Source organism: Pontibacter chitinilyticus, assembly GCF_039748935.1.
GTDB lineage: Bacteria > Bacteroidota > Bacteroidia > Cytophagales > Hymenobacteraceae > Pontibacter > Pontibacter chitinilyticus.
On record NZ_JBDIZJ010000009.1, the window covers coordinates 120,742 to 135,868 of the forward strand.

Below are 15,127 nucleotides of genomic sequence, written 5' to 3' on the forward strand. Positions count from 1 at the left end.
ACATTTTCACCTCCGGAATCCTTGAATTACCGCAAATTAAGTTACCTGGTGCTCCTGCTGATAGCCCTGCTGTCGGTAGGTAGCGTTTATTATGCCTCCCGCCTCCGCTTCGATTACAATTTTGATAACTTCTTTCCGAAAGGCGACCCCGATCTGGCTTACTATTTTAAGTTTAGAGAAAAGTTCGGCAACGACAATGATTACCTGCTCATTGGGCTCGATAACGGCAAAAGCCTCTTTGATGCAGCTTTCCTGAAGCGGGTAGATAGCCTGACACACTTTATTCAGCGCCAGCCGCACATCGAAGCGGTGCTCTCGCCTACTACGGTCAAGAGCCCGGTGATCGAAACGTTCGGCTATTTTGAGATCCCTTACCTGCACCCTGATCAGCCGGAAAGTTTTGCCCGTGACTCGGCCCTGATCTACAGCACCCGCGAACTGGTGGGCACTATTTTCTCCAAAGATGCTACGGCTGTTTCGCTCTTCGTGCAGACCTCCGATAACCTGCAGAAGCCCGCTAGTGATACCTTGGTGGCAGCTATTAACAACGAATTAGCAAGACTGGGACTCCCAAACCATCACATTGCTGGTAAAGCGCTGGCTCAGGCTGTTTTCGTGGACAAGATGCAGGTAGAACTGGCGGTGTTTATGTCAGCCTCTATCCTGCTGGTCATTCTGGTGCTCTGGATCACTTTCCGCACACTCTGGGGCGTGCTGGTGCCCTTGGTGGTCGTGCTTCTCTCAGTCGTGTGGGCGATGGGCGTGATGGGCCTGTTCAATAAACCAATCGATGTGATGACGGTGCTGCTGCCCACGATCATGTTTGTGGTGGGCATGTCCGATGTCATTCATATCCTCTCGCGCTACCTGACCGAGCTGGGGCAAGGAACGGAAAAGATACAGGCGATTAAAGTAACGTTGAAGGAAGTTGGTCTGGCCACCTTTCTCACGTCGCTGACCACGGCTGTCGGTTTCCTGACGCTGCTGACCACGGCCATTATTCCTATTCGTAAGTTCGGCGTGTTTACGGCCGTGTCGGTGGGGCTCGCGTATGTGCTGGCGTTTACACTGCTGCCGGCGCTAATGGTGCTGGTAAAGCGGCCTAAGCCCGTGCAAGCACGGAACATACGCTATTCCTGGCCTGTGCTGCTGCGGCGTATGCTGCGCTTTATTCTGCACCACCCCAAAGCAATTCTGGCTACTAGCCTGCTGATTACGCTTGTTTCACTCGTCGGTATCGCACAGGTAAAGGTAGACACCACTATTCTGGAAGACTTGGGAGACAAGGATCCTATTGTGCAGGACTTCCAATATTTTGAACATAAGTTCTCCGGTGTTCGTCCGTTTGAAATGCATTTAGAGGCTGCTCCGGGCCATACGCTCTACGACCGCGAAGTGCTGCAGGAGATAGATAAACTGGAAGCTTACTTGTATGGCACGTATGGTTTAAACTTCATCTCCTCCCCTGCCAGCCTGGTGAAAACCATAAACCGGGCGCAAAACGGCGGCCTGAACGACTACTATAAATTACCCGATTCAAAGCAGCAACTGCGCCGCATACAGCAACAGCTGCAAGCATTCCGGAACCGTAGCGAGATGCGGGCGCTCGTAACCCCTGATGCGCAGGAAGGACGGCTGAACGGCAAAATGGCGGATATCGGCAGCGCAGCAGCTACCCTAAAAAACGATTCGCTGCGTACCTTCATCCGGCAAAATATCAATCCCAAGTATCTGCAAACACGCCTGACAGGCAGTGCCTTGCTGCTCGACAAAAACAACGAGTATGTGGTAGCCAACATGATGCAGGGCCTGCTCATCGCTTTCATGGTTATTGCCGTCATCATCGGGTTGATTTACCGTTCGCTACGAATGGTTATCATTTCCTTGATCCCCAACATAATCCCTTTGATGATGATCGGGGGCATTATCGGGTTCCTGCATATCAACATGACAGTCTCCATGTCCATCATCTTCACCATTGCATTTGGCATTGCGGTGGATGATACCATTCACTTCCTGAGCAAACTGCGACTGGAATTGCGCAAAGGACAGTCGCTGCCCTATGCCGTGAAGCGCACCTTTATTTCAGCCGGAAAGGCTATTATCATCACCTCCTGTATCCTGGTGGCTGGCTTTCTGACGCTGCTGTTCTCTTCCTTTGATGCCACGTTCTATGTCGGTCTTTTCGTGAGCCTGACCCTGTTCTTTGCTGTCATCGGCGACTTATACTTGCTGCCTATATTGGTGCTGCTTTTTTATCGCCCCGGCAAAAAAAGTAAAGCGCTTTTCGATTAGGTTAGCCATCTTTGTATGATGGTTAATTTAAACTGGATGAAGCGATGAGAAAGATGTTTGTGGTATTTGCCCTTTTATGCCTCCAGGTGCTGCACGTGCAGGCGCAGGACGACAGGCTGACAAACCTGATGAATGAGCGGGAGCAGTTGGTGTTGGAGTACCAGTTCTATGCCCAGCAGAACAGCAATTTTTGGGGTAAAAAGTCGAAGAAGGATCTGATCAACATCATTGAAACGCTTAAAAAGATCATCAACAAAGACTCGGAGCTGATTGGCGCCATCAAAGTAGCCAGTATAAGAAAGATAGCCGAAAGCACCGTTGAAAATCAGCGGGAAGGAAAGATCACGGTAGAGGACCAGCGCATTGTGAATACCCGTATTGCTGACCTGCAAAGCCAGATCAAAGTACTGCAGGTAGCGGTAAAAAAGCGGGAACGAACGGTACACGACCTGCAGGAACAGTTAAAAGGCAAAGACGACCTGCGCTACGGCAAAGACCGGGTGATCGCTATTCTTGCTGTGGCGGCCTTACTGTTTCTGCTTTATGCGGTATTCCTGCAAATTAGGCTGAGCAACGCACTGACGAAAGGTAAAAAGAAGAAAGCTGTGAAATAAAAGAATGTTTTGCACAAGTATAAAGCAAAGCGTAGGGAGTTTTTCCGGCCTGATTTATGTTTAGATGCAGCTGCCTTTGCAGCATTTGTAAACAGCTAATAATATATACTGATGGGGCTGGCACATACAACCAGCCCTTCTTTTTTGATCTACATGAGCGAAATACTATATGAACTGAAGCAGGTTCAGGAACTGCTGAAGATAGAACAGGAAGAAGACCGGCAGCAGTACCGGCTCAAGAGCCAGAAAAGCACCATTGCCGAGCGCAAAGCAATGGGATTCTGCTGGTATCCTGTTTCAATCACAAAAGAAGAAATTGGCTTTGGAAGCAAAGTGGTGCTCGAACTAGAGCGCACAAAAGATCGCGACCAGCTGCACCTTTTTCAGTCGGGTAAAACGGCTGCATTATTTAGCAACGGTGGGGAGCGCCACAACCTGAGCGGCGTGATCGTGGGCCTGAAGCGGAATAAGATTTTACTGGCCACCAACAAGGAAGACTTGCCTGACTGGGTGGAGGAAGGCCGTCTGGGCATTGAGCTCACCTTTGATGAGATGAGCTACCGCGAGATGGAGATTGCCATGAAAAAGGTGATCGATGCATATAAGACGCGGCTGGCGGAGCTACGCGACATTTTGCTGGGCGATGTGGCTCCCCGTTTTACAGATGAGCAGATGACTGACATCCCATCCCTCAACCCTTCTCAAAACCAAGCAGTGCGCAAAATTGTGCAGGCAAAAGATGTCGCGATTATACATGGCCCTCCGGGTACAGGCAAAACCACCACGCTGGTGCAGGCCATACTTAAAACGCTGGAAACGCAGCAGCGCCTGCTGGTTACGGCTCCATCTAACACGGCCGTAGACCTACTCACCGAAAAGCTGGCGAACGAAGGTGTGAATGTGATCCGCATTGGCAACCCATCACGCGTTTCGGATGTGCTGCTGGAGCATACGCTGGATGCGCAGGTGATGAATCACCGCTCCTATAAGAACCTGAAGGAATACCGCAAAACGGCGGAAGAGTATCGGCGAATGGCTTTTCAGTTTAAGCGCAAATTTGGGCATGAGGAGCGGGCACAGCGCCAGTTCTTTAAATCCGAAAGCCACCGCCTGCTGGAGGAGGCCGACCGCGTGGAGGAATACATCACCGAAGACCTGCTGAACCATGTGCAGGTGATTACGTGTACGCTGGTGGGTGCGGCGAATAAGTCCATTCGTCACCTGGAGTATGATACCGTTTTTATTGATGAAGCAGCACAGGCGCTGGAACCAGCCTGCTGGATACCCATCTCTAGGGCAAAACGCGTCGTGCTGGCGGGCGACCACTGCCAACTGCCACCTACCGTAAAATCTTTTGAGGCGGAAAAGGGCGGGCTAGGTAAAACGCTGTTCGAAAAATGCATCGAACGGCAGCCGGAAATAGCCGTGATGCTAAAGACACAATATCGCATGCACCACCACATCATGGAGTTCTCGAACCAGCAATTTTACAAAGGAGAGCTGGAGGCCCATGAAAGTGTCCGGAACAGCGATTTGCACCAGTTCCACCCTGACTTTGCACCCGGTTTAGCGGTCGAATTTATTGATACGGCTGGCTGTGGCTACAACGAAGTAGATACCCCGGAAAGCAGCAGCTCGGCTAATCCGGATGAGGCGAACCTGCTGCTCAACCATCTCGTGCACCTGCTCAAGGATTACGAACAAGCCGGGGAGCCGACTGAACACTTGCGCATTGGCGTGATCGCACCTTACCGCGCCCAGATTAACTACCTGCAGGACCGGGTGGAGCACATGCCGCTGCTACATGATCTGCGGCAGCGACGGGAGCTCTCCGTAGGTACTGTTGACAGCTTCCAGGGGCAGGAGCGCGACATCATCTATATAAGTATGACGCGCAGCAACGAAACCGGTGAGATCGGCTTTCTGGCAGACATACGCCGCATGAACGTGGCTATGACCCGGGCGAAGAAAAAACTGGTGATAATGGGCGACAGTGCCACCTTAAGTAACCATCCGTTCTATGCCGCGTTTCTATCATATGTAGAAAGTATAAATGCCTATCGCAGCGCCTGGGAACTGACTGAATGTATGCCTTAGTACCGCGGAAAGGTATAATCCGTAAGAGCGGCTTCTGGCAGCAACTGGATTCTGATTAAGAATTAACTGCTGAAATCCGTACCTTACCAAACTTGTGAAATCATAACCTTTGAAACATGAAAATTGAGAAAAACAGAGTAGTTACGCTCACCTACGAACTTCGCATTACAGATGAAAACGGAGAACCAAACCTGGTAGAAACAGCTAACGAAGAGCATCCGATGGTGTTTATCTACGGGATGAGCGGACTGCCTGAGCAATTCGAAGATAAACTGGATGGACTAAATACCGGCGATACCTTTGATTTTAAACTGGAGCCAGAAGATGGCTATGGTGATTTTGACGAAAACGCGTTAGTGGAGTTGCCACTGAATGTGTTTGAAGTGGAAGGCACCGTGCCGGATGATATGCTGGTAGAAGGCAATTTTATACCTATGTCTGATAGCGAGGGAAACCAGCTGCAGGGCCGCGTAGTTGCTGTAACCGGCGAAACAGTAAAGATGGACTTTAACCACCCGCTTGCCGGCAAAGCCCTCTCCTTTAAAGGTAAAGTTGAAGACGTACGGGAGGCAACGAAAGAGGAGCTCGATCACGGACACGTACATGGCGCCGGTGGCCACCATCATTAAATTGCCAGCACCTATAAAGCAAAAGAGCAGCCCGAAAGGCTGCTCTTTTTTGTTCTTTACCAAGAATAACCAGCAGCTCACCGGCTAAAAGGTGCTTAAAGATAAAGGCACCCCTGTGGAGTGCCTTTATGTGAATTATAACTATACATTTTATCTGCGGAACAGGAGCTCCCGGTACTTGATCAGTGGCCAGTCTTCGTCGTTTACCATCAGTTCCAGCTTATCTACGCTGTAGCGGATTGGCTCGAAGAAATACAGCACCTGTTCGTTATAGGCGATTGCCCGCTCCCGTACATCTTCAATTTTGTTGGCCACCTTACGGGCCTCAATCATATCTTCCACATTCTTCTGAATCGAGCTGATGTGCTTCGACATCTTCTTGATGCTCTCGATAGTAGATTGGGTATACTCATCTTCAAGTCCCAGCTCTTTTAATCCACGGATGTTCTGAATCAGCTTATTCTGGTAGATAATGGCTGTTGGAATGACGTGGTTCACGGCCAGGTCGCCCATAATGCGGGACTCAATCTGGATCTTTTTAATGTATTCTTCCAGCAAGATTTCGTGGCGGGCATGCAGCTCCACTTCCGTAAAGATGCCATACTTGGTAAATAGCTCCTTCACTTCCGGACGGCTGTATACATCAAGGGCGGTGGGTGTCGTTCGGATGTTAGACAAACCACGGCGCTCAGCCTCTTCCTCCCACTCTTTGGAGTAGCCGTTTCCTTCAAAGCGGATAGCTTTGGATTCGCCCACATACTCGCGGAGAATCTGAATGATGGCCAGTTCTTTTTTCATACCTTGTCCGTCGATCAGCTCATCTACCGACTTGCGGAACTGCATCAGCTGATCTGCCACGATGGTGTTCAGCACCGTCATTGGAGAAGATGTGTTGGCGGAAGAACCTACTGCACGCAACTCAAATTTGTTACCTGTGAAAGCAAATGGCGAGGTACGGTTGCGGTCGGTATTGTCGCGCAGGATCTCCGGTATTTTGTCAATGCCGAGCTTCAGGTACATGTTATCCCCTTTTTCCATGGGCACTTTTGCGGTGCGCTCCAGTTCGTCGAGCACTGCGGTAAGCTGCTGGCCTACAAACACCGACATGATGGCCGGGGGCGCCTCGTTTGCACCTAAGCGGTGGTCGTTGCTGGCTGAGGCAATGCTGGCGCGCAGCAAGTCTGCGTATGTATAAACTGCTTTGATGGTGTTCACAAAGAAAACAAGGAACTGCAGGTTCTCCTTTGGCTTTTTACCCGGAGAGAGCAGGTTTACTCCGGTGTTGGTGCTCATCGCCCAGTTGTTGTGCTTGCCACTGCCGTTCACACCTTTAAAGGGCTTCTCGTGCAGCAACACTTTAAAGTTATGCCGCTCCGCAACGCGGTCCATAATATCCATTAGCAACTGGTTGTGATCCACTGCCAGGTTGGCATCTTCAAAGGTAGGAGCACACTCAAACTGGTTCGGTGCCACTTCGTTGTGGCGGGTGCGCAGCGGAATACCCAGGCGCAGCGCCTGCCGCTCAAAGTCTACCATGTAGGCGTGCACACGAGTCGGAATGCTGCCAAAATAATGGTCTTCCAGCTGCTGTCCTTTTGCCGGCTCATGGCCAAACATGGTACGGCCCGTCATAATCAGGTCCGGACGGGCATCATACAAGGCCCGATCTACCAGGAAATACTCTTGCTCGATACCGAGGGTGGTATTTACTTTGGTTACATCTTTATCGAAGTACTGGCATACAGGCACAGCGGCATCGTTCAGCAACTTTAGCGACTTCAGCAAAGGAGTTTTATAGTCCAGGGCCTCACCGGTGTAAGCCACAAAAATAGTAGGGATACAAAGCGTTTTGGTGCTGCCATTCTCGATCAGGAAAGCAGGTGACGAAGGGTCCCAAGCGCTGTAACCACGGGCTTCGAAGGTATTGCGAATGCCGCCGTTCGGGAACGAAGAGGCGTCCGGCTCCTGCTGTACCAGGGCGCTGCCTTTAAAGTTTTCAATGGCTTCACCTTCCGGTGTCAGGTCAAAGAAAGAGTCGTGCTTCTCGGCGGTGGAGCCAGTCAAGGGCTGAAACCAGTGGGTATAATGGGTGGCGCCTTTGCTCATCGCCCAGGTTCTCATTCCGGCAGCAACAGCGTCTGCCAGGGCGCGGTCTACCTTCTCTCCAGACTGGATCGCTTTTTTCAGACGTTTAAAATAGTCAGAAGGCATGGTTGTGCGCATTGCCTCCAGACCAAATACATTTTCACCAAAATAATCGGATATTTTAGAAGAGGTAGCTACAACCTCTCCTACATTACGCTGATTTACAAGTTCCAGCGCATCAAATCGGAGTTTAGCCATGAGAATTGGGAAGGGTTTGGTTAAATTTTACCAAATATAGATAGAAAAAATAATTATCAAATCACTAAGGTATAAATTTGATAGGGTATAACGTATTTTCTTAAATATTTTTCAACATACCTCTTTGTTGTAACACCCTCTTTGTAGTAAAATAGCTTAAATTATTTACTACCCCCCTTTTCTTTGTAGGGACTCTGTTTAAGCGGTGGCATTCCCGTTCCAAGTGCGTTAGCCTTGGCTATACTTATACTTTATATTTGTGAGGTGAAACGACCCTTATACTTTCAGCCGCTCTACTTCCTATTCTGGGTACTTTACTTTATAGTAGCCCGGGCAGCTTTTCTGCTTTTCCACTATGCACAGTCGCAGCTGCTCAGCGCCGGCGATATCGCGCGTACCTTTGCGTATGGCCTCCGTCTGGACATGTCCTTTACAGCTTACCTCTGCGTTATTCCTTTTCTGCTGGTGCTCGTGCAGGCTGTATTCCCGCGGTTTAAAACCGGTCTTTTAATTCGCATCTATACTATTGTGCTGCTGGTTTTGCTTTCACTGCTGCTGAGCGCAGACCTCGAACTCTATACTTACTGGGGATTTCGGCTAGATGCCACGCCGCTGCAGTACCTGAACACGCCCACTGAGATGATGGCTTCTGCCGCAGCAGCACCCGTGCTGCTCCTCACTTTTATTGCCTTTGTGCTGAGTGCGGGGTTCATACTCCTGTACAAGTTATACTTTGATGCCAAGCGTTTTAAAATTGTAGTGCTGAAATGGGGCCGGGTGGCCGGGGCCTTCGGTTTGCTCATCCTGCTGGTGCTACCCATGCGGGGCGGCTGGCAGCAGATTCCCATTAACCAGAGTTCTGCCTACTTCTCGGATGTGCCTTTTGCCAACCATGCCGGTGTAAATATGCCCTGGAACCTGATGCAGGCGCTGCTCCGCTATAAAAAATCAACCAAGAACCCCTACCATTATATGCCGGTGCAGGAGGCGCAACAACGGGTGCAGGCACTTTACGCCGCTACTTCCGACTCTGCTGTCAGCTATCTAACCGAAAAGAAACCGAACGTGCTGTTTATTATTCTGGAGAGTTACACGGCCAAGTTTGTAGAAAGCCTGGGCGGCGAAAAGGGCGTGACACCAAACCTGGATAAACTCGCATCGGAAGGCATAAGCTTTACCAATATGTATGCCAGCGGCGACCGCAGCGAAAAAGGTATGGTGGCCCTGCTGGGTGGTTACCCGGTGCAAACGATCACTTCCATCATCAAATACCCGCAAAAAACCGAGAAGCTGCCGCAGCTTAGTAAAGTATTTGCCAAACAGGGGTACCGCACCAGTTATTACTATGGCGGAGAGCTGGAGTTTGCCAACATCAAATCGTTTCTGCTAAACGGCGGCTACGACAAGCTCATCGACAAGTATGATTTCCCTAGTTCCAGTTACAACTCCAAATGGGGCGCCCACGATCATGTGTTATTCGACCGCGTGCTGCACGACCTGAACCAGCAGCAACAGCCCTTTTTCACTACTGTGTATACGCTCAGCAGCCATGAACCATATGAGATTCCTATTCCGGCCAAATTCCCGGGTACTTCAAACGAGGCCAAGTTCCGCAACAGCGTTTACTATACTGACTGGGCACTTGGCCGCTTTATGGAGCAGGCTAAAAAGCAGCCTTGGTGGGCACATACACTGGTTGTGTTGGTTGCAGACCACGGCCACCCCATGCCAGGCGATGACCCCAACCATGCACCCCGTAAGTTTCGCATCCCTTTTATACTTACGGGTGGTGCCCTGCAAACCCACGGACTGCAGGTGGCCACCATCGGCGACCAGACAGATATTGCTACTACTCTGCTGGCGCAGTTGGGTTTAGCGCACAAGCAGTTCAAGTGGGGCCGCAACTTGCTGGCGCCAAGTACTTATCCTTTTGCTTTTTATGTGTTTAATGATGGCTTCGGATTTGTGACACCACAAGGGATTTTTACTTTTGATAATGTGGCGAAGAACTTCATCACCAAAGATCCGGGTGTAACAGCAGAGCAGGTGGAGAATGGCAAAGCTTACATGCAGTACTCTTATGAAGACTTTGTGCAGGAATGATGCTCGGTACTTTGTTTATACTTACAGGCAGAAGAAGTATATGTGAGGTTGATTTAGAGAGAATCGGAAGCATTCAGCCTTCAACATCTTACTAAAAAGCCACTTACCGGATACAGAATTACTGGCAGCTACGCCGGAAATTTTATACCTTTGCCCCCTGATTATGAAAAAAGTAGCGTTTTATACATTAGGCTGTAAGCTCAATTATTCGGAGACAAGCACCATCGGTCGCCTGTTTCAGGAGCGGGGCTTTGAGAAAGTGGAGTTTACGGACACGCCGGACATTTACGTGATCAATACCTGCTCTGTCACGGATAATGCCGATAAAAAGTGCCGCAAGATTGTGAAGGAGGCGCTCAAGCACTCTCCTAATGCATTTATAACCATTGTGGGCTGCTATGCGCAGCTAAAGCCGCAGGAAATTTCTGAAATTCCTGGGGTAGATGCCGTGTTGGGTGCTGCTGAGAAGTTCCAGTTAGTAGACATACTGGCTGGATTTGAGAAGAAAGACAAAGCCGAAATCTTTGCCAGCCCGATCTCAGAAGCCAACACCTTCCACAACTCCTACTCATTTGGCGACCGCACCCGCACCTTCCTCAAAGTGCAGGACGGCTGTGATTACTCCTGCAGCTTCTGCACCATTCCCCTGGCGCGGGGCAACAGCCGTTCGGATAGTATAGCGAACGTGGTGAAATCGGCACAGGAAATTGCCGCTTCAGGCGTGAAAGAAATTGTGCTGACGGGTGTGAACACCGGCGACTTTGGTCTGCAGGACGGCAAGCGTGTGACGTCTTTCTTTGAGTTAGTGCAAGAGCTGGATAAGGTAAGTGACATTGAGCGCTTCCGCATTTCCTCCATCGAGCCAAACCTGCTGAACAACGAGATCATTGCCTTTGTGAGCCAGAGCCAGCGTTTTATGCCGCACTTTCATGTGCCCTTGCAGTCGGGCTCCAACAAGATTCTCAAGCTAATGCGCCGCCGCTACCAGCGCGAGCTTTATGCTGACCGGGTGGCTACCATCAAGGCGCTAATGCCACACTGCTGCATCGGTGTGGATGTGATCGTAGGTTTCCCGGGCGAAACAGATGAAGATTTCCTGGAGACCTACAACTTTATCAATGGCCTGGATGTGAGTTACTTGCACGTGTTCCCTTATTCAGAGCGTGAAAACACATTAGCTCCCAATATGCCTGGTAAGGTAAGTATAAAAGAGCGCAACCGCCGCGCCGATATGCTGCGCATTCTTTCGGAGAAAAAGAAGCACCATTTCTACGAGCAGAACATCGGGCGTGAGTTTACGGTGCTGTTCGAAGATGATGTAAAAGACGGCGTGATGGAAGGCTGGACAGAGAACTATGTGCGCGTAGCTGCCAAGTATGATCCGGTGCTGATCAACGAAACCAGGCACGTGCGCCTCACCGGCCTGAATGCTAGCGGCTTAATGGAAGCCGAAGAAACGTTTTCGGAAGTGCTGAAGCATTAAAAGCAGCTTATTCTAAAGTTGGAAGCAAAAAAAGCCTATATTTCCGTTCAAAAATGATTTTAACCACCATAAAGGATCTCAGAAAGTGAAAGTATCTAACATTGCCCTGGGTGTAGCCGCTGCTGCCCTGATGACTGCCTGTAACAAGGAGCAAAAACCTAACGCTGACGCAACAACTCCTGCCACTACTGCTAACACCGAATCGACGGTAGCGCCAGGCGAGAAGATCGTTTACGTTAACTCCGATTCACTGCTGGCCAACTATGGATACTTCAAGGATGTACGCACCCGCCTGGAGGATAAAAGCAAGAAAGCAGAAGCCAACCTGCGCTCCAAAGCCGATGCCTTTCAGAAGGAAGTGGGCCGTTACCAGCAGTCGGCACAAGGTATGACAAATGAGCAGCGTGCCAGCACGGAGCAGCGCCTGCAGCAGACCCAGCAGCAACTCCAAACGCTGAACCAGACCACCAGTACACAGCTGGCTAGCGAAGAATCTGAAGAGATGAAGAAGATCTACGACAACGTAGAGGCTTACCTGAAGCAACTGAGCCAGGACAAAGGTTATAAAATGGTGCTGACGTATTCCCGTGGTAACAGCGCTATCCTTTACGGCGACAGCTCCCTCGATATCACGCAGGAAGTACTGGCTGCGCTGAATGAAAAATATTATTCAGAAAAAGCTGAATCAAGCAAGCCAAAAAGTAAGAAGTAAGCTTTAGAAGCAGCTACTACAAGTATAAAGGCGGGAGTTTCCCGCCTTTTTTGTTTTGCTAACCTGAACACCAACCCTGATCTTTAGCGAGTGGCAAGTTTAGGTGTAACCTGCTATGCTTAGGATAAAGCCTTACTGATGTTTCTTTTATAATGTATAAAGAAGTATACCCTTACTCATAGCGGAGCGATTCGATTGGGTCTAGCTTGGAGGCGCGGAAAGCCGGATAATAACCCGAGATAACCCCTACAATTACGCAGATCGTCAGACCGACGATCACCCATAGCCACGGCACAATAAACCCGCCGTTGCCGATAAACGAAGCGATGCCGTTGCCTAACAACACACCCAGGATAATGCCTAGCAGACCACCAAGCAGGCAAATCACGATCGCCTCAATCAGGAACTGCTGCCGTATCTGCAAGGCTGTAGCCCCCAAGGCTTTTCGCACACCTATTTCGCGGGTGCGCTCGTTCACTGATACCATCATAATATTCATCAGGCCCACGGAGGCACCCAGCAGCGTAATAAAGCCGATCACGAAACCGCCAACTTTCAGGTAGCCGGTTATTTCGCCCATACTTTGCAGCAGGGAGTCACTGCGTCTGATTTCAAAAGACTCTTCCTGCCCAAGTGGATCGTGGCGCACATTGCGCATGATACCAGTCGCCTCACCCATCACATAGTTTAATTCATCGGGGTTCGGAATAGCCGTTTTGATGTCATACGTCAGTTCGGAGTCGCCTTGGCGCGGAATCTGGCGGCCGGTCTCCAGCGGAATGATGATGCGCCTATCGCCGCCATTGCCGCCCATCCCGCTCCCCTGTTTTTCCAGCTGTCCGATGATCTTAAACCGGCGGCCTAAAAAGGTGATGTATTGTCCGATCGGATCTACTTTAGGAAAGAGGTTGTCCACGATCTCGCTGCCAACAACGGCTACATTGGTGCCCAGTTCCTGCTCGTAAGTAGAGAAGCCCCGGCCCTTCGCCAGGTTCAGGTTCTGGGTTTGCAGGTAGTTTTCGTCTCCTGCCTGAATGTTAATGTTCGGGTTGGTTTTGTCTGTGGCTGATTTTACAACGGTAGCGCCGGAAATAAAAGCCGACAAGCTAACCTTCGCATTGTCCGACATCAGCTCTTTATACTTGGTAGCTTCTTCATACGAGATTTCCGGGTACAGTTTCTCGGTACGCCCCTGGCGGCTGCCACGGTTCTGAGCTCCTTTGCGCTGGATATCGAACGCATTGGCCCCGAGGCTGGAGAATGTCTCATCCAGCGAGTGCTTGACGCCGTCAACTGCTGTTAATATACCTACCAGCGACATGATACCAATAGAAATGATGAGGCCGGTGAGTATGGTGCGCAACAGGTTCCCTTGAATGGCGCGCAGCCCTTCCCGTATATTTTCGATCAGGTTCATCCTTCAGAAATTATGTATGCGCTGACCACTTTTTTACGTTAGGTATAAAATATGGCAGCAACGCTTCTAAGTTAGCTGCATTTTCTTAAATATAGTGCGATTTTATACATTTGTCAGAATTATCAAGACGAACCCCATGTTTTTCCGGACCACCACGCTACTCCTTTGCCTGCTGCTGCTTACTTTTAAAAGTATAGCTAGTACGCTGTTCATCCCGATGGACGAAACGCAGAAGGATCATCTCAAATCATATGGGATTGCCTACTGGGCGCTTACCCGGAACGTGCCGGTGGACTGGCTGCTGAACTACCGCGGGGGCAGTTTTGCTTTTCAGCATGCCCCGCAGCTGGAGAACGAATTGATCGTGCGGGGAATTACGTACAGCGTTATCTCAGATGCGCAATATAACAGCATTTTGCAGCAAGTAGCGGCACCCGACGCCAACATGGACGTGGTGAAGCTGGAAAAAGCACCTAAAATAGCCGTATACTCTCCTAAAACTAAAATGCCTTGGGATGATGCTGTTACGCTGGTGCTCACTTATGCGGAGATCCCGTACGACGTACTTTATGATGAGGAGATTGTGAAAGGCGACCTGCCCAAGTATGACTGGCTGCACCTGCACCACGAAGATTTTACGGGCCAGTATGGAAAGTTCTACGCCAGCTACCGCAATTACCCGTGGTACCAGGAGCAGCAGGCTGAAGCCGAGGCCTTAGCAAGTAAGCTGGGTTTTCAGAAAGTATCGCAGCTTAAATTGGCGGTGGTAAACAAGATCAAAGACTTTTGTGCCGGTGGTGGCTTTTTGTTTGCCATGTGCTCCGCTACCGATACCTATGATATAGCACTGGCAGCAGATGGCGTTGATATCGTGGAATCTATGTTCGACGGTGATCCGGCCGATCCGCAGGCACAGCAAAAGCTGGATTACAGTAAAACGTTTGCTTTTAAAGATTTCAGGATCTCCCAGAACCCGTTGGAATATGAATACTCCAACATCGACATGCAGCCGCAGGAGCGCCCCGTTACCGAGGAAAACGACTACTTTCAGCTGTTCACGTTTTCTGCCAAGTATGATCCTATTCCTACGATGCTCACCCAGAATCATGAAAAAACCATTAAAGGCTTTATGGGGCAAACCACAGCTTTCCGCAAAGGTCTGGTGAAGCCGGAGGTGATTGTGATGGGCGAAAACAAAGAGCTAGGCGAAATTCGTTACATGCATGGTACCTACGCCCGCGGCACCTGGACCTTTTATGGGGGCCACGATCCGGAAGATTACCAGCACCTGGTAGGCGAAGAACCAACGGACCTGGCGCTACACCCCAACTCCCCCGGCTACCGGCTTATACTTAACAACATCCTCTTTCCGGCTGCTAAAAAGAAAAAGCAGAAGACGTGATAAATTAAGAGTATAGAGTTGTAAGTACTATA

At 50.0% G+C, this 15,127-nt stretch carries 10 protein-coding genes; 8 read left to right on the plus strand and 2 right to left on the minus strand.

The window, feature by feature from the left end; translation table 11 throughout:
- Positions 1–21: 21 nt before the first annotated feature.
- The 4 genes from ABDW72_RS14245 (at position 22) to ABDW72_RS14260 (ending at position 5,635) form a co-directional block, all read left to right on the plus strand.
- Positions 22–2,295 (plus strand): efflux RND transporter permease subunit, encoded by a 2,274-nt coding sequence (locus tag ABDW72_RS14245; protein ID WP_347159250.1) that lies wholly within the window; start codon positions 22–24, stop codon positions 2,293–2,295.
- Positions 2,296–2,339: 44 nt separating this feature from the next.
- Entirely contained in the window at positions 2,340–2,909 is a 570-nt protein-coding gene (locus ABDW72_RS14250) for a hypothetical protein (RefSeq protein WP_347159251.1), read from the plus strand.
- A 153-nt stretch (positions 2,910–3,062) separates the two neighbouring features.
- Positions 3,063–5,006 carry an AAA domain-containing protein gene (locus ABDW72_RS14255; protein ID WP_347159252.1) on the plus strand — a complete coding sequence of 648 codons (1,944 nt, stop codon included), beginning with the start codon at positions 3,063–3,065 and terminating at the stop codon, positions 5,004–5,006.
- 116 nt (positions 5,007–5,122) lie between these two features.
- Complete coding sequence (locus tag ABDW72_RS14260; protein ID WP_347159253.1) at positions 5,123–5,635, plus strand: FKBP-type peptidyl-prolyl cis-trans isomerase; 513 nt, start codon at positions 5,123–5,125, stop codon at positions 5,633–5,635.
- Positions 5,636–5,785: 150 nt separating this feature from the next.
- On the opposite strand, the gene ABDW72_RS14265 is transcribed toward ABDW72_RS14260, so the two are convergent.
- Positions 5,786–7,978 (minus strand): glutamine synthetase III family protein, encoded by a 2,193-nt coding sequence (locus ABDW72_RS14265; RefSeq protein ID WP_347159254.1) that lies wholly within the window; start codon positions 7,976–7,978, stop codon positions 5,786–5,788.
- A gap of 264 nt (positions 7,979–8,242) precedes the next feature.
- Between ABDW72_RS14265 and ABDW72_RS14270 the strand changes: the two genes are divergently transcribed.
- The 3 genes from ABDW72_RS14270 (at position 8,243) to ABDW72_RS14280 (ending at position 12,276) form a co-directional block, all read left to right on the plus strand.
- Positions 8,243–10,081: an LTA synthase family protein gene (locus tag ABDW72_RS14270; RefSeq protein ID WP_347159255.1), complete on the plus strand. Its 1,839-nt coding sequence runs from the start codon at positions 8,243–8,245 to the stop codon at positions 10,079–10,081.
- Positions 10,082–10,244: 163 nt separating this feature from the next.
- A complete protein-coding gene (gene mtaB, locus ABDW72_RS14275) occupies positions 10,245–11,564 on the plus strand; it encodes a tRNA (N(6)-L-threonylcarbamoyladenosine(37)-C(2))-methylthiotransferase MtaB (RefSeq protein WP_347159256.1) in 1,320 nt (439 codons plus the stop codon).
- An 85-nt stretch (positions 11,565–11,649) separates the two neighbouring features.
- Positions 11,650–12,276: an OmpH/Skp family outer membrane protein gene (locus tag ABDW72_RS14280; protein ID WP_347159257.1), complete on the plus strand. Its 627-nt coding sequence runs from the start codon at positions 11,650–11,652 to the stop codon at positions 12,274–12,276.
- A gap of 172 nt (positions 12,277–12,448) precedes the next feature.
- On the opposite strand, the gene ABDW72_RS14285 is transcribed toward ABDW72_RS14280, so the two are convergent.
- Positions 12,449–13,693: an ABC transporter permease gene (locus tag ABDW72_RS14285; RefSeq protein ID WP_347159258.1), complete on the minus strand. Its 1,245-nt coding sequence runs from the start codon at positions 13,691–13,693 to the stop codon at positions 12,449–12,451.
- A 136-nt stretch (positions 13,694–13,829) separates the two neighbouring features.
- Here ABDW72_RS14285 and ABDW72_RS14290 point away from each other — a divergent pair, with 136 nt between their 5' ends.
- Positions 13,830–15,095, plus strand: a complete 1,266-nt coding sequence (locus ABDW72_RS14290) for an asparagine synthetase B (protein ID WP_347159259.1) — start codon at positions 13,830–13,832, stop codon at positions 15,093–15,095.
- Positions 15,096–15,127: the final 32 nt, after the last annotated feature.